This window comes from Micrococcus sp. FDAARGOS_333 (assembly GCF_002206575.2).
Lineage (GTDB): Bacteria > Actinomycetota > Actinomycetes > Actinomycetales > Micrococcaceae > Micrococcus > Micrococcus lylae.
Genome location: NZ_NJFJ02000001.1, coordinates 1171679 through 1195737, shown reverse-complemented (window position 1 = coordinate 1195737; position 24059 = coordinate 1171679). Strand labels below are relative to the sequence as shown.

Genomic DNA, 24059 nt, shown 5'->3' with positions numbered 1-24059 from the left:
GGACGGGACGCGACGGCGGGGCCGCGGACCGTCCCGGTCGGGTCAGGCGTCCTGGGCCGGGGCCTCGGAGGCGTCCGGCTCGACGGTGGCCACGAGGCCCTGGGCCGGGACGGAGTCGCCCTGGGACACGTGGACGGTCACGGTGCCGGCGACGGCCGCGGTGATGGGGTGCTCCATCTTCATGGCCTCGACGTCAGCCAGGTGCGCACCGGCCTCCACGCGGTCGCCGGTGGCCACGTGCACGGCCACCACGGTGCCCGGCATCGGGGTCCGGGCCTCCGGGGAGCCGGCGCCCTCCGGGACGAGGCGGGCGGCCGCGGCGGAGCGGGCGGACTCGAGGCGCTCGGCGCGGGTCTGGCGGTGGACTCGCCAGGTGAACCCGTCACGGCGGACCCAGGCGGTGCGCGGGTCGGCCGGGTGCACCAGGATCTCCGCGGCGTCCACGGCCGGCTCCGGGGCGTCCGTGGCCGCGCCGTGCTCGTCCGCCTCCTCGGCGACGACGGGCACCGGGCTGATGCTGTGGCGGACGCCGTCGACCTCGACGGACAGGGTCGGGGCCGGGGCGCCGACGGAGCGCCAGGCGTCGCCCGCGGCCCAGGCGCCGTGGCCGCCGCGGGGACGGGCGAAGGTCTGCCTCGCCGCGCCCTCGTGGGCGGTGTCCACGTCCACCTCGGCGAGCGCGCCGGCCGCGGCGGCGAGGGTGTCCTCGTCCAGCTCGGGGGCGGACCACTCGTCCATGCCGTCGATCATCGTGGTGGTCAGGCGGCCCTGCCGCACCTCGGGCAGCGCCGCCAGGTGGCGCAGCCAGGCGAGGTTGGAGGTGACGCCGGTCAGGACGGTGTCCTTCAGGGCCGCGTCGAGGCGCTCCATGGCCTCGGCACGGTCGGCGCCGCGGGTGATGACCTTGGCGATCATCGGGTCGTAGAAGCCGGTGACCTCGGGCTGGGAGTCCGGGTCCTCCACATGCATCAGGGAGTCCACGCGGACGCCCTCGCCCTGCGGGGCCACGAAGGTGAGCACCTGCCCGGTGGACGGCAGGAAGCCGTTCGCCGGGTCCTCTGCGTAGACGCGGGCCTCGACGGCCGCGCCCACGACGGTCACGTCCTCCTGGACGAAGCCGAGCGGCTCGCCGGCGGCGACGCGGACCTGCAGCTCGACGAAGTCCTGCTGCTCGCCACGGACCCGGACGACCTCCTCGGAGACCGGGTGCTCCACCTGGAGGCGGGTGTTCATCTCCATGAAGAAGAACTCGTCCGGGTTGTCGTCCGAGACGAGGAACTCGACGGTGCCGGCGCCCACGTAGCCGACGGAGGTGGCGGCCTGCACGGCGGCGTCACCGAGGCGGGCGCGCAGGGCCTCGCCGTCTGCGTGGGCGGTGAGCAGCGGGGCCGGTGCCTCCTCGATGACCTTCTGATGGCGGCGCTGCAGGGAGCACTCGCGCTCGGCCAGATGCACGGTGGTGCCGAGCGAGTCCGCGAAGACCTGCACCTCGATGTGACGTGGGGAGGTGATGAGGCGCTCGAGCAGCAGGGTGTCGTCGCCGAACGCGTTGGACGCGGTGCGGCGGGCCGAGGCCAGGGCGCCGGGCAGCTCGTCCTTGGAGTGGACGGCGAACATGCCCTTGCCGCCACCGCCGGCGGACGGCTTGATCAGCAGCGGGAAGCCGACCTCGTCCACCCGGGCGATGATCTGCTCGTCGGTGAGGGTCGGGTCCGCGATGCCCGGGACCACGGGCACCCCGTAGGCGGAGACGGTCTCCTTGGCGCGGATCTTGTCCGCCATGGCGTCCAGGGAGGACACCGGCGGACCGATGAAGACCACGCCGGCGGCATCGAGGGCACGGGCGAAGTCCGCGTTCTCGGAGAGGAACCCGTAGCCGGGGTGGACGGCCTGGGCGCCGGTGGCCCTGCACGCCGCCACCACGGCGTCGATGTCCAGGTAGGACTCGCGGGCCGGGGCGGGGCCGAGCCGCACGGCCTCGTCCGCCAGGCGCACGTGGGCGGCGTCCGCGTTCGCATCCGAGTAGACGGCGACGGCACGGATGCCCAGGCGCTGCAGGGTGGTGATGACGCGGACCGCGATCTCGCCGCGGTTGGCCACCAGGACGGTGTCGAAGAGCTTCTCGGACACGGGCATCACATCCTGAACAGGCCGAACTGGGTGTCCGGCAGGGGCTGGCGGGAGACGACGTCGAGGGCCATGGCCAGCACGCGGCGGGTCTGGCCCGGGGTGATGATGCCGTCGTCCCACAGGCGGGCGGTGGAGTACAGGGGGTTGCCCTGGTCCTCGTACTGGGCGCGGATGGGGGCTGCGAAGGCCTCGGACTCCTCGGCGCTCATCAGCTCCTCGCCCGCCTTCTCGCGGGCGTCCTGCTTGATCTGGGTGAGCACGGAGGCCGCCTGGGTGCCGCCCATGACGGAGATGCGGGCGTTCGGCCACATCCACAGGAAGCGCGGCGAGTAGGCGCGGCCGCACATCGCGTAGTTGCCGGCACCGAAGGAGCCGCCGATCACCACGGTCAGCTTGGGCACCCGGCAGGTGGACACGGCGGTGACCATCTTGGCGCCGTCGCGGGCGATGCCGCCGGCCTCCGCGTCCCGGCCGACCATGAAGCCGGAGATGTTCTGCAGGAACAGCAGCGGCACGCCACGCTGGTCGCAGAGCTCCACGAAGTGCGCGCCCTTGCGGGCGGACTCGCCGAAGAGGATGCCGTTGTTCGCCACGATGCCCACCGGGTGACCGTCGATCCGGGCGAAGCCGGTGACCAGGGTGGTGCCGTAGCCGGCCTTGAACTCGTGGAACTCGGAGCCGTCCACGATCCGTGCGATGACCTCGTGCACGTCATAGGCCGCGTTGACGTCCACGGGGACGACGCCGGTGAGCTGCTCCGGGTCAACGGCGGGCTCGACAGGGTCCACCACGGTCCAGGCCGGCTCGTTCGGGCGGGGCAGGGTCGCCACGATGTCCCGGAGGATCTGCATCGCGTGGGTGTCGTCGTCCGCCAGGTGGTCGGCCACGCCGGAGACCTCGGCGTGCAGCCGGCCTCCGCCGAGCTCCTCGGCGGTGACGTCCTCGCCGATCGCGGCCTTCACCAGCGGCGGGCCACCGAGGAAGATGGTGCCCTGGTTGCGGACGATCACGGTCTCGTCGCACATGGCCGGCACATAGGCGCCGCCGGCAGTGGAGGAACCGCACACCGCAGCGATCTGCGGGATGCCCTTCGAGGACAGCAGCGCCTGGTTGCGGAAGATGCGGCCGAAGTGCTCGCGGTCCGGGAAGACCTCGTCCTGACGGGGCAGGAAGGCGCCGCCGGAGTCAACCAGGTACACGCAGGGCAGCGCGTTCTCGAGGGCGATCTCCTGGGCGCGCAGGTGCTTCTTCACGGTCATCGGGTAGTACGTGCCGCCCTTGACGGTGGCGTCGTTGGCGACGACCATCACGGTCCGGCCGTGCACCAGGCCGATGCCGGCGACCATGCCGGCCCCCGGGGAGTCGCCGTCGTACATGCCGTGGGCGGCCAGCGCCCCGACCTCCATGAACGGCGAGCCCTCGTCCAGCAGCAGGTCCACGCGCTCGCGGGGCAGCAGCTTGCCGCGGGAGACGTGACGCTGACGGGACTTCTCGCTGCCGCCGAGGGCCGTGCGCGCGACGATCTCGCGCAGGCTCTTCTCGAGCTCGGCGTGACCGGCCACGTTGTCCGCGAACTCCGCGGACTCGGGGACGGCGCGCGTGGACAGGACGGACATGCCCGACCTCCAACTCAGTGAATTGCGATTAACTGGAAGACCAGGCTCGAGTCTACTGTCCCGATCCCCATGTCGTCCACATCACAGCATGCCGGGCGCCGGGCCCGCGAGGACCGCCGGACCGCCCGACCGTCGCCCGCCGGGCCGCGCCGACGTGCACCGTTACGATGGTCCGCATGCCCACGCCCCGCAGCTCCAGCGTCGCCGAGCCCGTCACCGCCCGGGAGGCGGCCAAGGCCCAGCGCCGCCAGGACCTGCTCGACGCCGCCGCGAGACTCTTCGCCGAGCGCGGCTTCGAGTCCGTCCGCCTGGAGGACATCGGCGCGGCCTGCGGCATCTCCGGCCCGGGCATCTACCGCCACTTCCGCGGCAAGGCCGCCGTGCTGACGCAGATCCTGGAGAGCGCCTCCCACGGCCTGCTGGACGGAGGCCGCGCCGCCGTGGCCGGGCGCCGCCCCGGCGAGCACGCCCTCGAGGCGCTCGTCGAGTTCCACACGGACTTCGCCCTGCACCGCCGTGACGTCATCCGCGTCCAGGACAGGGACCTCGGCTCGGTGCCGGACGAGGAGCGCCAGGACCTGATCCGCGTGCAGCGCGCATACATCGACCTCTGGGCGGAGCACATCGGCGTCCTCCACCCGGACGAGGACGAGGCCGCCGCCGTCTTCCGCGCCCAGGCCGTCTTCGGCCTGCTCAACTCCACCCCGCGCTCTGTGCGCCGCTCCCCCGCGGACCGCCGCACCCGCCGCCCGGCCCTGATCGCCATGGCCTGGGGCGCCCTGCGCGCCCGGTCCGCGGTGGTAGCGTGATCAGCACCCGCCGCACCCGTCCGTGCCGACGGACGGCGACCGCAGACCGCACCGTGACAGAGAGGTCCACCGCCGTGTCGCTCCGAGATGTCCGCCCCGAGGACCTGGACGAGTTCTTCGCCCACCAGCAGGACGACGAGGCCAACGTGATGTCCGCGTTCGCCCCGCGCAATCCGAAGGACCGGGGCGTGTTCGACTACCACTGGGACCACCTGCTGAACGACGAGAAGACGCAGGTGAAGACCATCCAGGACGAACAGGGCCGCGCCGCCGGAGCCCTCGTCTGCTCCCGCGAGGACGGCATCCCGGAGCTGTCCTTCTGGACCGCCCGCGAATACTGGGGCCGAGGCCTCACCACCGCGGCCGTGGACGAGTTCCTCGCCGACTTCGCAGAGCGCCCGGTCCGGGCCCACGTGCCCACGGACAACGTCGGCTCCCAGAAGGTCCTGAAGCGCCGCGGCTTCGAGGTCGTCGGCCAGGAGAAGGTCTTCTCCAACGCCCGCGCCGAAATCGTCACCGAGGAGATCCTCGAGCTCACCGGAGAGTGAGCCCCGCCCTCCGACCCCGGTGAGGCGGGAGCGCGGGGCGGGCGGCCGTCGTCGTGCTTTTCCTCCCCGACCCTGGCGGGCCGGAACGGACACGGAAGGGCCCCGGAACCACACGGTTCCGGGGCCCTTCGCTCTGACGGTGCGCGGGATGGAGCGCAGTCGGTGCGGGTCAGACCATGGCGAGGGTCATGCCCGGGCGGCGCAGCATGGCGCCGACGTCCGCGAGGAAACGGGAGCCCTGCTCGCCGTCCACGAAGCGGTGGTCGAAGGACAGGGAGAGCGTCATGACGTCGCGCAGGGCGATCTCGCCCCTGTGCTCCCACGGCATCTTCCGGACCTGGCCGAGGGCGAGGATCGCGCCCTCACCCGGGTTGATGATCGGGGTGCCGGCGTCCACGCCGAACACGCCCACATTGGTCAGGGTGAAGGTGCCGCCGGTCAGCTCGGCCGGCGCCAGCGTGCCCTCCCGGGCCTTGTCCGTGAGGTCGCGGATCGCATCGGCCAGGCCGCGCAGGTCCATGGCCTGGGCATCCTTGACGTTCGGGACCATGAGCCCGCGCGGGGTGGCCGCGGCGAAGCCCAGGTTCACGAAGTTCTGCTGCACGATGGCGCCGGCCGCCTCGTCCCAGCGGGCATTGACGTCCGGGGTGCGCTCCATGCAGAGCACACAGGCGCGGGCGGTGAGGGTCATCGGGGTGAGCTTCACATCGCGGAACTCGCGGGAGGCCTTGAGCTCGGCGAGCAGCTCCATGGTCTCGGTGACGTCCACCTGCAGGAACTCGGTCACGTGCGGGGCGGTGAACGCGGAGTTCACCATCGCCGCGGCGGTGGCCTTGCGGACACCCTTGACCGGGACGGACACCTCGCGCTCGCGACCGCCGAGGGTGCGCACGGCTCCGGCCGCTGCGCCCGCGGCGGCAGCGGCGGCCGGTGCGGCGGCGGACGCGGGGCCTGCCGGGCCGGAAGCGGAGCCGCCGTTGATGGCGGCCTCGACGTCGGCACGGGTGATCACGCCGTGGGCGCCGGTGCCGGTCACAGTCTCCAGGTCCACGCCGTTCTGCTTGGCGTACAGGCGCACCGGCGGAGTGGAGCGCGGACGCTCGCCGGAGCCGGAGGAGGCGGCCGGGGCTGCGGGCGCCGTGGCCTGGGCCTCGGCCGGGGCCGCGGCCGGAGCGGCCGGAGCGGCCGGAGCGGCCGGGGCCGAGGCTGTGGCGGCGGCCGAAGCGGCCTGTCCGACTCCACGACGGGCACGGCGGGCCGGGCGACCCTTCTCCGCGGCGGCGCCGTAGCCCACGAGGGTGGGGACGCGGCCGTCACCGGAGCCGGACTCCTCGGCGCCGTCGGAGGCGGGGGCGTCGTCGCCGCCGTCGTCGCCGCCGAGGTCGAAGGTCACCACCGGGGCGCCCACGTCCACCGTGTCGCCCTCCTCGGCGTGCAGCGCGGCGATGGTGCCGGCATAGGGGCTGGAGAGCTCGACGACGGCCTTGGCGGTCTCGACGTCGGCCAGCACCTGGTTCACCTCGACCGCGTCACCGACGGAGACGCGCCACGAGGTGATGTCGGACTCGGTGAGGCCCTCGCCCAGGTCGGGGAGGGTGAAGATCTTCTTCGTCATCGGGTTCCCTCCTGCTGGGCCTGGGCGGCCAGGAAGTCGGCGGCGGTCTCGGGGGCGGCGAACATGTCCACGGAGTCGAGCGAGTGGGGTCGGCCCATGGCACGGTCCACGCCGTCGAGGATGCGGTCCAGGTCCGGCAGGTGGTAGTCCTCCAGCTTCGCAGCCGGGTACGGGATGTCGAAGCCGGTCACGCGCACCGGCGGGGACTCCAGCCAGTGGAAGGAGCGCTCGGTGACGGTGGCGACGAGCTCGGCGCCGACGCCGCCGGAGCGGCCGGCCTCGTGGGTCACGACCAGACGGCCGGTGCGGCGCACGGACGACTCCACCAGGCCGGAGTCCATCGGGGCGATCGAGCGCAGGTCGATCACCTCGATCTCGATGCCCTCCTCCGCAGCCACCTCGGCGGCCTGCAGGGCGGTCTTGACCAGCGGGCCGTAGGCCACCAGGGTGACGTCCTTGCCCTCGCGCACGATCTTGGCCGGGGCCATCGGCGGGATCTCGGCGTCCAGGTCGACCTCGCCCTTGTCGTGGTAGCGGCGCTTCGGCTCGAGGTAGACGACCGGGTCGTCCGAGGCGATGGCGGCGCGGAGCAGGTCGTAGCCCTCCTGCGGGGTGGACGGCGAGACCACGCGCAGGCCGGCGGTGTGCATGAAGTAGGCCTCGGGCGACTCCGAGTGGTGCTCCGGGGAGCCGATGCCGCCGCCGAACGGGATGCGGATGGTGACCGGCAGCTGCACGTTGCCGGCGGTGCGGGCACGCATCTTCGCCAGGTTCGACACGATCTGGTCGAAGGCCGGGTACACGAAGCCGTCGAACTGGATCTCCACGACAGGGCGGTAGCCGCGGTAGGCCAGGCCCAGCGCAGTGCCCATGATGCCGGACTCGGCGAGCGGGGTGTCCATGACGCGCTGGGCCCCGAACTCGTCGATCAGGCCGTCGGTGATGCGGAAGACGCCGCCGAGGGTGCCGATGTCCTCGCCCATCAGGACGACCTTCGGGTCGTCCGTCATCGCGCGGTGCATGGCCCGGTTGATCGCCTTGCCGAAGGTCATCTTCTCGGTGCTCATGCCTGGCCCTCCTCATCGAACATGGCGTGGTACAGCGCGGACTCCCGGCGCTGGCGGGCGAGCTCCTGGTGCGGCTCGGCGTAGACCTCGGTGAACAGGGCGTCTGGGCCGGCCTCCTCGAGAACCTCCAGAGCGGCGCGGACGTCCGCGGCGAGAGCGTCGGCCTCCTTCGTCGCCTCGGCCTCCAGGGCATCCATGTCCACGCCGTTGGCCCGCAGGTGGGCGGCCACGCGGTCGATCGGGTCCTTGGCCTTCCAGGACTCGACCTCCTCGTCCGAGCGGTAGCGGGTCGGGTCGTCCGCGGTGGTGTGCGGGCCCATGCGGTAGGTGACGGCCTCGATGAAGGTCGGGCCGCCGCCGTTCGCCGCGCGCTCCACGGCACGGCGGGTCGCGGCCAGCACGGCGAGCACGTCGTTGCCGTCCACCCGCAGGGACGGGACGCCGAAGCCCCACGGGCGGTCGGCCAGGTGCCGCGGCGACTGCAGCGTCACCGGCTCGGAGATGGCCCAGTGGTTGTTCTGGCAGAAGAAGACGACCGGCGCCTTGTAGGTGGCGGCGAACACCATGGCCTCGTTGACGTCGCCCTGGGAGGTCGCGCCGTCGCCGAAGTAGACGATGGTGGCGGACTTGTCCCCGTCCATGGCGGCACCCATGGCGTAGCCGGTGGCGTGCAGAGCCTGCGCGCCGATGATGATCTGCTGGGCGGCCACCTTGTGGGCCTTCGGGTCCCAGCCGGAGAAGGTGGAGCCGCGCCACAGGCGGATGAGTCCGAGGGCGTCCACGCCGCGGAGCAGGGCGACGCCGTTCTCCCGGTACGACGGGAAGACGAAGTCGTCCTCGCGCAGCGCTGCGGCCGAGCCGGCCTGCGCGGCCTCCTGGCCGAGAAGCGGCGGCCACAGGGCCAGCTGCCCCTGGCGCTGCAGGTGGGTGGCCTCGGTGTCGAGGCGGCGGATCAGGACCATGTCCCGGTACAGCTGGGAGAGGGCGTCGTCGTCGACGTCCTCCAGCCACGGGTCCAACTCGGGCTCGGCGCTGCGCACGCCCTGGGCGTCCAGCACCTGCAGGTACTCGCGGTGCTCTGACTGCGGGATGTCCGCCTCAGCGGGGAGATCGACTTGCGTCATGTCCTCAACTCTCGTGACCGGGCACCGGAGGTGTTCGGCGCCGTCCGGGGGCGGGTGACACGGGCGCGGTTGTGGCCTCAGTCACCTCCGATGACTCCGGGTGAGTCTAGTCACATGGACAGGACTTGACAACACGCGCGGAGGCAGCCGGAAGCCCTCCGCGTAGGGCTGCCGGACAGTTCGTGTGCGGCTCAGCCGCGGCGGAGCAGAACGTCCACGGCCGCGTCGAGGTACGCGTCGACCTGGCCCTCCTCGTAGCCCTTGCGGCCCTCCGCGGCGGCGAAGGCGGCGCGGCGCACGTCGTCCGCATCGAGCTCGGACTCCCCCTCCGGGGCGCGCAGCGCCTCGGCGAGGCGGTCGCAGAACTCGTCCACCTGGTCCACGTCATAGGACTGGGCATCGGCGCGCGACGGGCGGCGGAACCGCTCGCCCGGGGCGCGGTCGGCACGGCCGAGCAGCTCTTCGGTGCGTTCGGTGAGCATCACGGCCCAGTCCTCGTCGCCGCGCTCGGAGACGAAGGCCTCGCGCTCGGAGTCCGCCAGGGCGTCCTCGAGGCGGTCCAGGGCGTCGTCCACCTGGTCCGTGGCGTAGCCGCCGTTGACGGTGGCGAAGCGGGCCTGGCGGACGTCCTCGACGGATAGCTCGCCGGCGCCCTCGTAGGCCTTGCGGGCACGCACCATGAAGGCGTCCACGTGGCTGGGCTCATAGCCGATCTCGTCGGACTCCACGCGCTCGAAGGGCTGGTCGACGGTGGTCTTCAGGTCATCAGGCGACTTCTTCGACATCCGCACTCCTGTGGTGTCAGGGGCCGCTGGGGCGGCCGTAGGGGAAGGTGCCTGGGCAGGGGCGCCGCTCAGGCGATGGGCAGGGCCAAGAGGGTGTAGGCCACCGGTGCGGCGAACACCAGTGAGTCCAGGCGGTCCATGACCCCGCCGTGGCCCGGCAGCAGGGAGGACATGTCCTTGATTCCGAGTTCACGCTTGACCATGGACTCGGAGAAGTCGCCGGCGGTCGCGGCGACCACCGCGAACACGCCGAGCAGCAGGCCGACCCACCAGGGCTGGCCCACCAGCAGTGGCACCGCCACCACGCCCACCAGCACCGCGCCGAGGAGCGAGCCCACCAGGCCCTCCCACGACTTCTTCGGGCTGATGCGCGGCGCGATGGGGTTCTTGCCGAAGCGGTAGCCCACGATGTAGCCGAAGGTGTCGTTGGCGATCACCATCAGCAGCAGGCAGGCCACCATGAAGTTGCCGCGCGGCTGGTCCAGCAGCGCGACGCCGAAGGAGAGCAGGAACGGGGCCCACATCACGGCGAACACGCCGGCCAGGATGATCTGGCCGGTGGGTCTGCGGCGAGTGGCCTCCGTCCAGAGGCAGACCAGCATCAACGACCCCAGCAGGGCGATGAACAGCGCCTCCACTCCCCACAGCAGCGCGGCCAGCGGCAGGGCGACGGCCGCGATCCACAGCGGGGGCTTGGGGACGTCCAGGCCGATGCCTCGGACGGCATTCGCGACCTCGGTGACGCCGGCGACCAGCAGCACCACCATGAGCAGCGCCAGCAGCCAGTCCCACAGGATCAGGCCGGCCAGGGCGACGCCCAACAGCACGACCCCCACGAGGACGGCGGATTTGAGGTCTCGGCCGCCGCGTGGGGGTGCGGGGGTCTCCGCGGCTGTGGTCATTGGATGCTTCCGGTGGGGCGTCGCTGGGGCCCGGGCGGGGCCTCAGACCTCGAGCAGATCGGCTTCCTTGTTCTTCGCCATGTCCTCGATGAGGTCCACGTGCTTCTTCGTCATGGCGTCGAGCTCCTTCTCCCCGCGCGCGCCCTCGTCCTCGCCGACGTCGCCGTCCTTGACGGCCTTGTCGATGGCCTCCTTGGCCTTGCGGCGGGCGTTGCGGACGGAGATCTTGTGCTCCTCCGCCTTCTGCTTGACCAGCTTCACGTACTCCTTGCGGCGCTCCTCCGTGAGCTCCGGCATCACCACGCGGATGACCTTGCCGTCGTTCGACGGGTTGGCACCGACCTCCGACTCGGACAGGGCCTTCTCGATGTTGCGCAGCGCGGACACGTCGAAGGGGGTGATCAGCAGGGTGCGGGCGTCCGTGGTGGTGAAGGAGGCCAGCTGCTGCAGCGGGGTCATGGCGCCGTAGTAGTCCACCATCACCTTGGAGTAGAGGCCCGGGTTGGCGCGGCCGGTGCGCACGGAGGCGAAGTCCTCGCGGGTGGCCTCGATGGTGCGGCCCATCTGCTCTTCGGCGGACTGCAGGGTCTCCTGGATCACGATGTCTCCTGACGTGTGGGTGAGTGGCTGCCCTCCATCCTACGTGGGATTCAGGGACTCGGACTCGGGCGGGCCCCGGCTCAGGGGGTGACGGTGGTGCCGATGCCGTCGCCGCGCAGAGCAGCGGTGACGTTGCCGGGGCCCTCCATCCCGAACACACGCATGGGCAGGCCGTTGTCCTTGCACATGGTCATGGCGGTCAGGTCCATGACGCGGATGTCCCGCTGCAGGGCCTCGTCGTAGGTGAGGTGGTCCAGACGCTCGGCGTTCGGGTCCTTCTTCGGGTCGGCGGTGTAGACGCCGTCCACGCCGGACTTGGCCATGAGGACCTCGTCCGCGCCGATCTCGAGGGCGCGCTGCGCCGCCACGGTGTCCGTGGAGAAGTAGGGCAGGCCGGTGCCGGCGCCGAAGACCACCACGCGCCCCTTCTGCATGTGGCGGATGGCGCGCAGCGGGATGTACGGCTCGGCGACCTGCTCCATGGAGATCGCGGACTGCACGCGGGTGGAGACGCCGGCCTGGAGGAGGAAGTCCTGGAGGGCGAGGCAGTTCATGACGGTGCCGAGCATGCCCATGTAGTCGGCGCGACGGCGGTCCATGCCGTTCTCGGACAGCTCGGCGCCGCGGAAGAAGTTGCCTCCGCCGACCACGATCGCGATCTCGACGGACTCGGCGGCCTCGGCGATCTGCTCCGCGATGCCGCGGACGGTGTCCGGGTCCACGCCGACCTTGCCGCCGCCGAAGACCTCGCCGGAGAGCTTGAGCAGCACGCGGCGGCGTCCCGTGGCGGCGTCGGTCACGGTCGGCAGGGACTGGGTGTGGGTGTTCGTCTCCATGTGCGGGACTCCTCGGGGCGTCGTCTCGGGCTTGTCCAGGTGTGGGCACACAACGGCGGGGTGGTCACCGAGCTGGTGACCACCCCGCCATCGGTGGCGGCCGCATGCGGTGCATGCGGACCGGCGCGGGCTCGGATCGCTACGATCCTACCCCCGAATCAGGGGCGGACCGAGCGGCAGGCGCCGCGGCGTGATTCAGTTGCCGACGCGGAAGCGAGCGAAGCCGGTGACCTTGGTGCCGGCCTCGGAGGCGACCTTGCCCACCGTGGTCTTCGGGTCCTTGGCGAAGGGCTGGTCCTCGAGGACGATCTCCTTGAAGAAGCCGGTCAGGCGGCCCTCGACGATCTTCGGCAGGGCCTGCTCCGGCTTGCCCTCGGCACGCGCGGTCTCGTCGGCGATGCGGCGCTCGTTCTCCACGGTCTCGGCCGGGACGTCCTCACGGGTGAGGTAGGTCGGCGAGTAGGCGGCGGTGTGCACGGCGATGTCGTGCGCAGCGGTCTTGGCCTCGTCGGAGTCGGAGTCCACGGCCAGGAGCACGGACACCTGGGCCGGCAGGTCCTTGGAGGTCTTGTGGAGGTAGGCGTCCACGAAGGCGCCCTCGACGCGGGCGATGCGGCGCACGACGACCTTCTCGCCCATCAGGGCGCCCTCCTCGGTGACGTGGTCGCCGAGGGTGCGGCCCTCGTACTCGGCGGCCAGCAGCGACTCGAGGTCGGCGGCGCCGGAGTCGACGGCGGTCTTCAGGACGACGTCGCCCAGGGTGATGAACTTCTCGGCCTTGGCCACGAAGTCGGTCTCGCAGTTCAGCTCGACCATCACGCCGACGCCGTTCTCGACGGTGGCGGCGACGAGGCCCTCGGCCGCGGCGCGGCCCTCGCGCTTGGTGGCGCCCTTGAGACCCTTGACGCGGATGATCTCGATGGCCTTGTCGGTGTCGCCGTTGGCCTCGTCGAGGGCCTTCTTGACGTCCATCATGCCGGCGCCGGTGCGCTCGCGCAGGGCCTTGATGTCGGCAGCGGTGTAGTTCGCCATGCTCGTTCGGTCCTTCCCGTTGGATGGGGTGGTTGCGGGATGCTGATGTCTGGGGTCCACCCCGGCGGGTGCGGCTGGGCGCCCGCCGGGGCGGTCCGGGGTCACTCGCCCTTGGCGGCGTCCTCGGAGGCGGCCGGAGCGGCGGCCTCAGCGGCCTCACCCTCGGTCTGCTCGGCCTCGGCGGCCTTCTCGGCGTTGTGCTGCTCGAGCAGCTCGCGCTCCCACTCGGCCATCGGCTCGGCGGAGGCGTCGCCGCCCTTGCCGGAGCGGGCCATCAGGCCGTCGGCGACGGCGTCGGCGACCACGCGGGTCAGCAGGGCGACGGAGCGGATCGCGTCGTCGTTGCCCGGGATCGGGTAGGTGACCTCGTCCGGGTCGCAGTTGGTGTCGAGGATGGCGACCACCGGGATGCCCAGCTTCTGGGCCTCGTCCACGGCGAGGTGCTCCTTCTTGGTGTCCACGACCCACACGGCGGAGGGGGTCTTGGACATGTTGCGGATGCCGCCCAGGTTGGCCTCGAGCTTCTGCAGCTCGCGGGAGAGCAGGAGGAGCTCCTTCTTGGTGTGGCCCGAGCCGGCCACGTCCTCGAAGTCGATCTCCTCGAGCTCCTTCATGCGCTGCACGCGCTTGGAGACGGTCTGGAAGTTGGTGAGCATGCCGCCCAGCCAGCGGTGGTTCACGTACGGCATGCCGACGCGGTTGGCCTGCTCGGCGATGGCCTCCTGGGCCTGCTTCTTGGTGCCGACGAACAGGATGGTGCCACCGTGCTTGACGGTCTGCTTGACGAACTCGTAGGCACGGTCGATGTAGGTCAGCGACTGCTGGAGGTCGATGATGTAGATGCCGTTGCGCTCGGTGAAGATGAAGCGCTTCATCTTGGGGTTCCAGCGGCGGGTCTGGTGGCCGAAGTGGACACCGGAGTCGAGGAGCTGGCGCATGGTCACGACGGACGACATGTCGAATCCCTTCTGTGGCGGCCGTAGGACCCCGCGCGTCTGTGCGCAGGCGGCTGCCGATCGTTGTTTCACGGTTCTTCGACCGCCCGGCCGGGCGGTCCCTGACACCACGACGGCGGTGCCGCCGGACCGCCGCCGAAACCCGTCCGTGGGGACGGGACCGTCGGTGGGGTCTGCCGCTGTGGGACCGGGGCCCCGCAGCCGCACCGTGGTGTGCGTAGTCGATGACGTCGCCTCCCGTTTCCGGGCACAGCACACGTCACCGCTGTGACCATCGTACCCCAGCCCGCCCGGCACCTCTTCCGCCCGCTCGTCCCCTCCTGCACAGCGGACCGGTTGCCCGGTTCCCTCCACAGTTCGCTTCTCGACGACGGCACCGGCCTCCGTCTTCTGCGCACCCTGGCCCCATGGGAACGTCACTCACCGCTTCGCCCCGCCCGAGCAGGCGGGCGCCCTTCCGCCGCCCCGGCCTGCGCCGCCCGGCGACGGTGCTGCTGCTGACCGTGCTGCTCGGCGCCGCACCGGCCGGTGCCGGCCCACCGGCGGCGTCGTCCGCTGCAGGCACCGCCGCCTCCGCACCCGACCCCACACCGATCCCGGCGGGGCTGCGCTGGTCCTCCCCCGCGCCCGGCGCGGGTGCCGGAGACCTGCTGCGCGCCTTCGACGCCCCCGAACAGCCCTGGGATCCCGGTCACCGCGGCGTGGACCTGCGGCTGCGCGGGGACGTCGTGCTGGCTCCGGCGGACGGGACGGTCCGGCACGTCGGCATGGTGGCGGGGCGGCCGGTGCTGTCGATCGACCACGGACAGGAGGTGGTGAGCTCGATGGAGCCGGTGGTGGCCGTCGTCGGGAAGGGGGAGACGGTGACGGCGGGACAGCCGGTCGGCCGGCTGGACCCGGCGGCGGAGCACTGCGCCGAGCCGTGCGTGCACCTGGGCGTGCGCGTGCTGGACGGCTGGCTGGTGGGCCGCACGCTGCGGGATCGCTATCTGGACCCGGCGCTGCTGCTGGGGCTGTCCGGCCCCTCGGTGCTGTGGCCGCTCGGCGAGGACGGCGGCGCCGGGAGGGAGGACGATGCCGGTGAGGACGGGGCTCAGCCGCGGCGGGAGCGGGACTGAGCGCGTTCATCGGCGACGGACTCCACTGCCGCGAGCAGCCGCGCCGCCGAGTCCTCCCAGCGGTAGCGGGCGGCACGCCCCACGGCGGCCCGCGAGGCCGCGGCCCAGGCGCCGGGCGCGGTGAGGGTGCGGACCTGCGCGGCGAAGGCGGCGGGACGGTCGCCGTCGAGCGGAACCGGGAGGAAGGCGGGCTCGGCTCCCCCGGCGACTTCGCGGAAGATCGGCATGTCCGAGCCGATCACCGGAGTGCCGTGGGACATCGCCTCGGCCACGGGCAGGCCGTAGCCCTCGGCCCGGGACAGGGTCACCAGCGCCGTGGCCTCGCGGAGCAGGGCGATGTACTCCTCGTCGGTGACGCCGTTGTGGAAGACCACCTCACCGGAGGTTCCGGCCCCCGCGCCGTGCGCTCCGGTCGCTGTCCCGGCCCCCGTCTCGGCGCGCCGCCGCGCCAGCAGCGCCTCCAGCTCCGCCCGGCGTTCGGCCGGCACCGTCGAGAGCAGATGCAGCGTGTACCCCGGCAGCAGCGGCATCGCGGCCACGAGCGAGTCCACGTCCTTGTAGTCCATGAAGGAGCCCATGTAGACGAGCGAGCGGGCCGGCGCCGCGTCCGGGTTCCGGGGCTCGGCCACCGGCTGCGGAGCATTGGGCACCACGTCCACGGGGCGTCGCGTCAGCGCGTGCTCGGCGATCAGCCCGGCCGTGGTCTGAGAGACGGTGGCCACGCGGTCCGCGCGGTTGAGCAGCAGCCGCTGCGGTCCGTAGCCGAGGTGGTAGAGCCGCCACAGCCAGCGCACCGGCTCGGGCAGGTTCCGCGGCGGGGTGCGGTGCTCGTAGTAGATGAGGTCGTGGAGCGTGAGGATCAGCCCGTAGCGGCGGCCGGCGGAGCCCATCGTCTGCATCGGGGAGAACACCACGTCCGGACGCAGCCGGTTCACCTGCACGGGAAGCGTCGGTTCGAGGGGCGAGGTGGGCCCGGTGGCGCGGTGCCACGGGACGCCGGCCGGCAGCAGGCGCAGCTGCGCCTCGTCACTGACCAGCATGTGCATCTGAACACGGCCGGCCCACTCCCCCGCAGTCGTCAGCCGGTGCACGGCCGCGATGAGACTGGCGCCGTAGCGCGAGATGCCGTCATGGAAGTCGGTGCGCGTGTAGCGGGCGTCCATCAGCAGGCGCAGGGGGCGGTCTGTCACGGTGCCCACGCTACCGGCCGGATCGCGCCGGCAGGGCAGCGGCCCGCCCCGCGCGACACGCCAGAGACACCCGTCACAGCAATAGTTGCGTTTAGATAACGAACATGTATATTCGATAACGATGCGGACATCGTCCGGATCCCGGACCTTCCCCGTCCGCTCCCGCGGCTCCCGGCCTCACCACACCGATTCACTCTCGTACCGGCCACCCCTGGGCACCTTCCTGCCGGAAAGCCCTGGCGGCTCCATGCCACCTGCCGGTCCCCGACTGGAAGATTCGCTATGTCTGAGACCCAGAAGCACCCACGCACCGCTCGCCGCGGTCGTCGTCCCCTCGTCGCCTCCCTGGCCCTGTCCCTGGGCGCCGGCACCGTCGTCGGTGCAGGCGCCGTCTCCACCGCCACCGAGGCCGTCGCAGCCCCGGCGACCTACACCGTCAAGGCCGGCGACAGCTGGTGGCGCATCGCCCACAACCACGGCATGGACATGTACGACCTCGCCGCCATGAACGGCAAGACCATCGACGCCACCATCTACGTCGGCGACGTCCTCAAGGTCAGCAACGGCAGCTCGGCCCCTGCCCCGGCTCCGGCCCCTGCCCCTGCCCCGTCCACCGGCACCTACACCGTGAAGGCCGGCGACAGCTGGTGGCGCGTCGCGAACAACCACGGCATGGACATGTATGCCCTGGCCTCGCTGAACGGCAAGACCATCAACAGCCCGATGTACGTGGGCGACGTCCTGAAGGTCTCGGGCTCCTCCTCCGCCCCTGCCCCGGCTCCGGCCCCTGCCCCGGCCCCGGCCCCGTCCTCCAAGACCGCCGCGGTCAAGCACATCGTCTCCAAGGTCAACGACCCGAGCACCTACTACCAGTGGGGCGGCAACGGCCCGTACGGCTACGACTGCTCCGCCCTGGTCCGCGAGGCCATGGCCAAGTCCGGCTTCTCCCTGCCGCGGGTCTCCCACGACCAGTACCGGAACGCCAAGTCCTTCGTGCCGAAGTCCCAAGCCCAGCCCGGCGACCTGTTCTTCTGGCGCAACTCCTCCACCGGCCGCGTCTACCACGTGGCGATGTACATCGGCGACGGCAAGATGGCCCACGCCCTGAATCCGCACCGCGGCCTCATGATCACCTCGGTGGACTACATGCCGACCAACATGCTCGGGTTATAGGCAGAAAAGTGTGTACACGATCGGCCTCTAGCCCAGTGATCATGCGAGCAACAGGGGGCTGAACATGCTCTGAGAGCATGTTCAGTGCTTCTTCCACGCAACCGACCGCACTGTGGTGTATGCGCCCAACCCCTGGTCAAGAACGGCAAGACCAGCGCCGGAACGACCCGCTACCGATGCCGCTGTTGCGGGGCCTCTGCCACCAGAGCCCGCGGCGAGATCACCGCAGCCGCGCAGCTGAGACTGTTCATCACCTGGCTGCTGAGCCCGGCAGGACAACACCGACTGCCGATGCCAGCACGCACCTTCCGAGCCCGCACCGCCTGGTGCTGGCGCGTGCCGCCTCCTCGCCCGACCCCTGACGGAGTGGTCCACCCGGTGCTGATGCTCGATGGCACCTACTTCCAGGGCTGGTGCGTGCTGATCACCTACGACGGGACACACGTGATCGACTGGCAGTGGTGCGACAAGGAGTCCAAAGCAGCCTGGAGCGCTCTGCTGGACCGCATCCCCGCCCCGGGCATGGTCGTGATCGACGGCGGCACCGGGGCCGCCGCAGCGATTGCCGCCTCCTGGCCAGACACCCGAGTGCAGCGCTGCTACTTCCACATCTTCCAGGTCATCCGCCGGCACCTGACACTGACCCCACGCCTTCAACCCGGCCGGGAACTGCTGGCCCTGACCAAGGCTCTGATGAAGGTGCAGGACCTCGACGCGGCCGCGGCCTGGCTGGGCGAGTACGCCTCCTGGGACGCCCGCTGGGAACAGTTCCTGAAAGAACGCACCCACGCCGGCACCGGCGCAGCCCGACCAACAGGAATCCATGCCGGTGCCCGCTGGTGGTACACCCACCGCAGGCTGCGCCGAGCACGGGCGATGCTGCGCAGACTGATCAACCGCAACGAGCTGTTCACCTGGCTCGAACCGGCACTGCAAGAGCTGCAGAACGCAACGCTGCCGAGGACGACCTCACCACTGGAAGGAGGCCCGAACGCGGCGATCAAGGCCCTGCTGCGCGCCCACCGAGGCATGCGCACGGCCCACGCAGTGATCGCGGTGGACTGGCTGCTGAACTCGCTCACTGCCCACCCGATCGACCCGTGGAGCCTGGTCACCGATGAGTACAAGACCACCACTGGCCCACGACAGGCACCCATCGAGGAGCCACTGGGGCCAGCGCTCTACGACACCGGGTTCAGCTGGGAAGACGGCAACGGGATCCAGCACGGTTGGGGCGGCAGGCACAGGCCCTGACACGCCCGGGCCATACACACTTTTCTGCCTATAACCCACATGCTCTCGGTGGCCGGCCGCTACTGAGCCGCAGACACGCGCCGGCCCCCTCGGGTGACGGCGTCCACGGTCCAGGCCCGACGACGGTCCGGCACCTTCCGCACGGAAGGTGCCGGACCGTCGTCGTCCGCGGTGCCGCGGCCCCTCGGTTCGGCGGGCCGGGAAGAATCGGTCATGGCTGCGGCCTCCGTCCCGGCGTGGACCGGACCGAAGGCCGCAGAGAGGTAGGGCGTACGGGACTTGAACCCGTGACCAAGGGAAAATGGGTCCGGAGGTCTCGTCAGCGGCTAGATCATGCGGTTCTCCGCGTGATTCCGCGTATTCTGGCGCGGTTCTCGATCTACGGCGATCTGTCACGATCTGCCAAGTTCCTGGATATTGAGGTCACTTTGGAGGTCACTTTTCGAGGCCTCCCCCGAGCACGTCTCGGGCGATGTCGGCGAGCTGGCTGAGATCGCGACCATCGGTGTAGCTGCGCTGGTTCACCTGCTCGCTGTGACCGAACGCGGCCGCGCGGACTGCTGCGGGGGCGTCCGAGAGGATGCCGTTCAGAGTCGCTCTCCAGACGTGCGTTCTCTCCCGCTCGAGCTCGGGGATGTCGAGCCGCTCGGCGAGATGGACGTAAAGCTCTGCAAGCCGCTGGCGCGCGTTTCGGCCGTCCCACGGCCGGGTCGGGTCGGTCGGCGAGCCGATGAGGAGGAGCCGGCCCGCGGGAACGCGATGCTGCGCGGAGAGCCGGTCGCGGCGGGCCAGGAGGGCGCCGGCGACGCGGGGGGCGAGGATGGGGACCGTCCTCCCCCGCCGGGTCTTCGAGAGCTCGGCGGGCACGGTAACCCAGAGGGTCCCGGTCGGGTCGAGCCGGGCATCAGACCACGCCAGCTGCCGCGCCTCCGAGATCCGGAGACCTGTCGTGGCCTGGAGGAGGGTGGTCGCGATGGTTGCTTCGCGGACCGCGACTTGCTCGGCGACCGTCCAGCGCGACCGGGTCGTGGTCGGCGCGAGGGTCGTGGGGTCGAGGTCGAGGAGATACGAGAGGCAGCGGGCGTATTGGTCGCGGGACAGAGCCACGCCTCCGACAGGGGCGTCGGGCCGCCGCGGGCGGGCGCCGGTCGAGAGGTCGATCCTGATGCCAGCCAGAGGGTGGTGAGAGATCAGGTCGTCGCGGAGGAGCGACGGGATCAGGCGCGAGCTGAGGACCGTCCGCGCCTGCCTGGCTGCCTCGGCGCCATGGGCCGCGGCCACAGCCTGGAGGGCGCCCTCCAGAGCGCGGTAGGTCATCGCGGACGCGATCGTCTGGCGGCCGAGCCGGTCGTCGATGCGACCCAGGGCGCGCATGTAGAGGGACCTGGTCGATGGGGCCAGGCGGGGGTCGGCCTCCAGGGCGGGGCGGACGACCTGGTCGATGTAGGAGAACAGGGCGTCGGAGGGGGTCCATCCGGCGGCGGTCGATGCCAGGATCGACTCCGCCTTCGCACGGGCGCGGCGGCGCACGACGCCGGCGGAGGGCCCCTTCGTCGTCTGACGGCGGGGCTTGGCCTCCCCCGGGACCTGGATTCGCCAGATGAGGCGGATCGTCCCGTCCGACAGGGTCGTCGGTCGAGCGCGGTCGATCGAGTCCTCGCCTGGGCCGAGACGGGCGGTCGAGGCGCGGGGGGCGGGGGGCATGGTGGTCAGCGTAGCCGGAGACAACGCGAAATCGCCTCACCTCACCCAACGCCCCCCGTGAGCATCCGGAGCAGCATGACCAGACGGGTGCACGAGAAGGGCATGAGGGGCCTCAGAACTCCCGGAAGGCCTTCAAGCCCATTCCCCCACCTCCACGGACAGAACGGCCCTCAGATCGGCGCACAGCGCCGTGCGGGCGAGCGTGGAGTCGTTGAGGCGGGTCGCGAGCAGGCCTGTACCCAAGATGCCGGGGGCTTGTACCCAAAATGGGTACACGAATGGGTACAAGGTACCCAGGGTCGCAGGTACCACCTCACCACCCCAGGTCAGGCCGGGAATCCAGGTCTCCGGAGGAGGGGTTTTCGAGGGAGGTCATGGGGGGTCTGTACCCATTTTGAAAGTAAAATGGGTACATATATCGTCCCTTGTCAGACCCTGGTTTGACCACCCTTGTACCCAAAGTACCCAGTATTTTGACCTTACGTACGTGCGCATGCGCCTGCGTACGCGCATGCACGCACATGCCCGCAAGGTTTCGTTCAAACTGGGTATTTTGGGTACGCGCCTCGAAATCGCACTCTGACCTGGGGCGTTGCATGTACCACTCCTGGGTACAGAATGGGTACAGAGTGGTCTGCACCCATTCTGGGTACATGGGTACGCCCAAGTCAGACCGGGAATTGAGCCTGTACCCAAAAATTGGGTACAGCGCTTCAGCTGACCCCTCACTGCGACCTAGTTCTGAAGGCGGTATCGGGTAGTTCGAACCCCAGCAGTGGCATGACTCTCCATTGCACGCCAGTCAGGACCTCCAGGCGACGCGCCGACGACGCATGGGAGACGCGAACCCTGCGGAGACACCGCAGTCGATGAGACGAGAGCGTCGTAGATGCACGGAAGCGACGCCGCCTGCGCATCGCGCGATGCAAACGTCCCCGAGATTGAACGCCCCCGTCCAGATAGAGCATCACCACATCACGACCACGGGGGGTCAAGTCCCTGGAAGTGGTGTAACCGTCTTCGAGGCATGAGAATCAGGCCAGGGCCGGCATCACCTCCGTGCCCATCACGGTGCCCGGTTCTTGCGTGAGGGGCTCGCGGCAGCGGGCCAGCAGCTCGAGACCGAGGTACCGGCGGCCCTCGGCCCACTCATCCGTCTGCTCAGCCAACACGGCCCCCACGAGCCGCACCACGGCATCCCGGTTCGGGAAGATGCCCACCGCGTCCGTGCGGCGCCGGATCTCCCGATTCAGGCGCTCGGCAGGGTTGTTCGACCAGATCTGGGACCACACGTCCTTCGGGAACGAGATGAACGCGAGGATGTCCTCCCGAGCAGCATCGAGGTGCCCAGCCACGGCGGGCAACCGCTCGGCCACGTAGTCCAAGAGCCGGTCGAACTGGGCGTGCACCGCCGGCCCGTCAGGCTGGTCGTAGACGCTGTGGAGCATGGCCTTCACCGCCGGCCACATGGCCTTCGGGGTCACCGCCATCAGGTTCGCGGCATAGTGCGTGCGGCACCGCTGCCACACGGCCCCGGGCAGGTTCGCCGCGATGGCTTCGACCAGGCCACGGTGGGAGTCCGAAGTCACCAGTCTCACCCCGTGAAGGCCGCGGGCGACCAGATCAGCGAAGAACTCGTTCCACGCCGCGCCTGACTCCGTGGTGGCCACCCGCAGCCCGAGTACCTCACGTCGCCCGTCAGCGTTGACGCCGGTGGCGACCATGGCCACCGCGTTGATCACCCGACCACCCTCGCGAACCTTCATGGTCAGGGCGTCCGCGGCGAGGAACACGAACGGGCCGGCATCCCCCAGCGGGCGGTGCCGGAACGCGTCGATGTGCTCGTCCAGCTCGGCGGCCATCCGGCTGACCTGGGACTTCGAGAGCGAGTCGATGCCCAGCTGGCGCACGAGCTTGTCCATGCGTCGGGTGGAGACCCCAGCGAGGTAGCAGTCGGCGACGACCGTGATCAACGCGGACTCGGCCCGCTTGCGTCGCTCGAGCAGCCACTCTGGGAAGTACGTGCCGGCGCGCAGTTTCGGGATGGCCACGTCGATCGTGCCGGCGCGGGTGTCGAGGGGCCGGTGGCGGTACCCGTTGCGCTGTGCGGTGCGGGTATCAGAAGCGGTGCCGTACTCGGCGCCGCAGACCGCGTCTGCGTCAGCGCTGAGCAGGGCGTTGATCACGGTCTGCAGCAGGTGGCGCAACAAGTCCGGCGAGGCTTCGCCGATCGCTTCGCGTAGCAGGCGTTCAGGGTCGACAATGTGAGGAGCGGTCATCGTGGTGATGTCCCTTTCGAGAGTGCTGTGGAAGGTTCACTCGAAGGCTCCCACGGTGACTGCGTCCATGCTGGGGACGGTGTTGGCGACCGGGGAGGGTTACACCACTATCAGGGACTCAACTCCACGGGGAAATATTCTCCGCATCATTGACTGCAACGATCCACACAATGATTGCGGCCATCATTCGCGGAAATGTTTCTGCACGACACTGCCTGGCAGCACAACATCAGCCGTGCGCCAATCGGCGGCAACGATGCACGGCGTGTACGGCGCGGTGCTCCACCACTCCCCCTCCGGCCTCGAGGCACCTCCGACGCAGTGCCACGAGCCGGGCGCCGGCAGCACCGCATCACGCCCGTGCCCGCAGCTCATCGTGTCGAGGCCACGGTGCAGCACATGGTGCAGGGACGGCACCGCCGGCGGCCACAGGCACAGACCCCCGGCGGCGCTCCGGCACACCGATGCGCCGCCTCGTGCTCAGCCTCAGCCGGTCCGATCCGACACCTCGATCAGAGGACTCGGAGCCGGCGGTAAGCACACCCGGGACAGACCCCCCAACCACCGCATCGTGGGGTCGGTCCCATCCCCGGAGACACCGCCGCCAGGCGGGGTGTCCGGCCGGTCCAGCCGGAGGCTGGGGGCATGCCGGAGACAGAGCCCCAGTGGGGCTGTGTCGCAGGGGCAAGGGAGCGCCAGCGACCACGGCACAGGAACCTCCCGGCTATGCGGGGTACAGCCGTCTGGAGCGTAAGCGTAAGACCGCCCGGAGGGCGGGTCCGCAGGACCGGCTGTATCAGGTTCCCTTATGCCCTTTCACCCCTTCCATAGTGCAGAGCACAGTTCCACGGCCGGAGCTTCAGCGTAGGCCTGGAACATCAGGGGATTCGCGGCGTCGCACACCTGTACGGTCATCGGTTTCACACCATGGCACGACCGTACAGATCAGCGGAGAAGCCCCTGGTCAGGCTAACATGCACCCGTACAGCGGTTCGGGCGCAGCTGATACGACCGTACGGTCGCGCGTTGTACGGTCTGCGACATCCGTTGCGGCGGTCGGTTGCACCTCTGTGACACCTGCTTCGGACCCTTGTTGCGGGCTGGTGGTGCCGGTGCTGATACACGCTTCTGCGGCACTGGTGGCGGGCACGGTGTCGACGGCTTCGGTGACCGGCTGCGGCACCTGTGGGCAGGGCATCGCTCGACGGCTGTGTGGGGTCTGCGGCGCAGTGGTGGCACCGGTGGCGGCCGGGGCCTTGGCGACCTCCTGTGGGCCCCTGGTGCGACCGTGGACGCGGCAGTGGCACGGCATGGCACGGCA

The 24059-nt window shown here is 70.6% G+C and carries 19 protein-coding genes; 5 read left to right on the top strand and 14 right to left on the bottom strand.

Annotated features, from left to right (window positions below):
* Nucleotides 1-42: 42 nt before the first annotated feature.
* Nucleotides 43-2136: a biotin carboxylase N-terminal domain-containing protein gene (locus tag CEQ11_RS05370; RefSeq protein ID WP_088477978.1), complete on the bottom strand. Its 2094-nt coding sequence runs from the start codon at nucleotides 2134-2136 to the stop codon at nucleotides 43-45.
* Nucleotides 2136-3746, bottom strand: coding sequence for a carboxyl transferase domain-containing protein (locus CEQ11_RS05365; protein WP_067189794.1), 1611 nt, complete (start codon nucleotides 3744-3746; stop codon nucleotides 2136-2138). Before CEQ11_RS05365 ends, CEQ11_RS05370 begins: the two co-directional genes overlap by 1 nt.
* Before the next feature lie 176 nt (nucleotides 3747-3922).
* Here CEQ11_RS05365 and CEQ11_RS05360 point away from each other — a divergent pair, with 176 nt between their 5' ends.
* On the top strand, nucleotides 3923-4555 hold the full coding sequence (locus tag CEQ11_RS05360; RefSeq protein WP_067189792.1) for a TetR/AcrR family transcriptional regulator: 633 nt from the start codon (nucleotides 3923-3925) through the stop codon (nucleotides 4553-4555).
* A gap of 74 nt (nucleotides 4556-4629) precedes the next feature.
* The gene (locus CEQ11_RS05355) at nucleotides 4630-5103 is read left to right on the top strand and encodes a GNAT family N-acetyltransferase (RefSeq protein ID WP_082739721.1); all 474 of its coding nucleotides are present in this window, start codon (nucleotides 4630-4632) and stop codon (nucleotides 5101-5103) included.
* A 169-nt stretch (nucleotides 5104-5272) separates the two neighbouring features.
* Here the strand turns inward: CEQ11_RS05355 and CEQ11_RS05350 are convergent, their stop codons facing one another.
* From CEQ11_RS05350 to rpsB, 9 genes are all read right to left on the bottom strand, one after another.
* Nucleotides 5273-6718: a dihydrolipoamide acetyltransferase family protein gene (locus CEQ11_RS05350; RefSeq protein ID WP_088477977.1), complete on the bottom strand. Its 1446-nt coding sequence runs from the start codon at nucleotides 6716-6718 to the stop codon at nucleotides 5273-5275.
* Nucleotides 6715-7785 (bottom strand): alpha-ketoacid dehydrogenase subunit beta, encoded by a 1071-nt coding sequence (locus CEQ11_RS05345; protein WP_067189789.1) that lies wholly within the window; start codon nucleotides 7783-7785, stop codon nucleotides 6715-6717. The genes CEQ11_RS05350 and CEQ11_RS05345 overlap by 4 nt, the downstream gene beginning before the upstream one ends.
* Nucleotides 7782-8909, bottom strand: coding sequence for a pyruvate dehydrogenase (acetyl-transferring) E1 component subunit alpha (pdhA, locus tag CEQ11_RS05340; RefSeq protein ID WP_067189787.1), 1128 nt, complete (start codon nucleotides 8907-8909; stop codon nucleotides 7782-7784). The genes CEQ11_RS05345 and pdhA overlap by 4 nt, the downstream gene beginning before the upstream one ends.
* Nucleotides 8910-9100: 191 nt before the next feature.
* Nucleotides 9101-9694, bottom strand: coding sequence for a DivIVA domain-containing protein (locus CEQ11_RS05335; protein WP_070638463.1), 594 nt, complete (start codon nucleotides 9692-9694; stop codon nucleotides 9101-9103).
* A 68-nt stretch (nucleotides 9695-9762) separates the two neighbouring features.
* Nucleotides 9763-10596, bottom strand: a complete 834-nt coding sequence (locus CEQ11_RS05330; RefSeq protein ID WP_070638466.1) for a phosphatidate cytidylyltransferase — start codon at nucleotides 10594-10596, stop codon at nucleotides 9763-9765.
* 42 nt (nucleotides 10597-10638) lie between these two features.
* Complete coding sequence (gene frr / locus CEQ11_RS05325) at nucleotides 10639-11196, bottom strand: ribosome recycling factor (RefSeq protein ID WP_067189781.1); 558 nt, start codon at nucleotides 11194-11196, stop codon at nucleotides 10639-10641.
* A gap of 80 nt (nucleotides 11197-11276) precedes the next feature.
* A complete protein-coding gene (gene pyrH / locus CEQ11_RS05320) occupies nucleotides 11277-12032 on the bottom strand; it encodes a UMP kinase (protein WP_067189779.1) in 756 nt (251 codons plus the stop codon).
* A gap of 195 nt (nucleotides 12033-12227) precedes the next feature.
* Complete coding sequence (gene tsf, locus CEQ11_RS05315; RefSeq protein WP_070638471.1) at nucleotides 12228-13064, bottom strand: translation elongation factor Ts; 837 nt, start codon at nucleotides 13062-13064, stop codon at nucleotides 12228-12230.
* A gap of 101 nt (nucleotides 13065-13165) precedes the next feature.
* Nucleotides 13166-14020 (bottom strand): 30S ribosomal protein S2, encoded by an 855-nt coding sequence (rpsB, locus tag CEQ11_RS05310; RefSeq protein WP_067189775.1) that lies wholly within the window; start codon nucleotides 14018-14020, stop codon nucleotides 13166-13168.
* Between the two features lie 407 nt (nucleotides 14021-14427).
* Here rpsB and CEQ11_RS05305 point away from each other — a divergent pair, with 407 nt between their 5' ends.
* On the top strand, nucleotides 14428-15138 hold the full coding sequence (locus tag CEQ11_RS05305) for a M23 family metallopeptidase (RefSeq protein WP_167635515.1): 711 nt from the start codon (nucleotides 14428-14430) through the stop codon (nucleotides 15136-15138).
* On the opposite strand, the gene CEQ11_RS05300 is transcribed toward CEQ11_RS05305, so the two are convergent.
* Nucleotides 15114-16313: a glycosyltransferase gene (locus CEQ11_RS05300; protein WP_227718895.1), complete on the bottom strand. Its 1200-nt coding sequence runs from the start codon at nucleotides 16311-16313 to the stop codon at nucleotides 15114-15116. The two genes, CEQ11_RS05305 and CEQ11_RS05300, sit on opposite strands and share 25 nt — an antisense overlap.
* A 297-nt stretch (nucleotides 16314-16610) precedes the next feature.
* Here CEQ11_RS05300 and CEQ11_RS05295 point away from each other — a divergent pair, with 297 nt between their 5' ends.
* Together CEQ11_RS05295 and CEQ11_RS05290 are read left to right on the top strand one after the other, a co-directional pair.
* Nucleotides 16611-17501 carry an NlpC/P60 family protein gene (locus CEQ11_RS05295; RefSeq protein ID WP_088477976.1) on the top strand — a complete coding sequence of 297 codons (891 nt, stop codon included), beginning with the start codon at nucleotides 16611-16613 and terminating at the stop codon, nucleotides 17499-17501.
* Nucleotides 17502-17585: 84 nt separating this feature from the next.
* On the top strand, nucleotides 17586-18755 hold the full coding sequence (locus CEQ11_RS05290; RefSeq protein ID WP_088477975.1) for an IS1249 family transposase: 1170 nt from the start codon (nucleotides 17586-17588) through the stop codon (nucleotides 18753-18755).
* Between the two features lie 435 nt (nucleotides 18756-19190).
* On the opposite strand, the gene CEQ11_RS05285 is transcribed toward CEQ11_RS05290, so the two are convergent.
* Together CEQ11_RS05285 and CEQ11_RS05280 are read right to left on the bottom strand one after the other, a co-directional pair.
* On the bottom strand, nucleotides 19191-20459 hold the full coding sequence (locus CEQ11_RS05285; protein WP_088477974.1) for a tyrosine-type recombinase/integrase: 1269 nt from the start codon (nucleotides 20457-20459) through the stop codon (nucleotides 19191-19193).
* Between the two features lie 1034 nt (nucleotides 20460-21493).
* Nucleotides 21494-22738, bottom strand: a complete 1245-nt coding sequence (locus CEQ11_RS05280) for an IS256 family transposase (RefSeq protein ID WP_031943898.1) — start codon at nucleotides 22736-22738, stop codon at nucleotides 21494-21496.
* Nucleotides 22739-24059: the final 1321 nt, after the last annotated feature.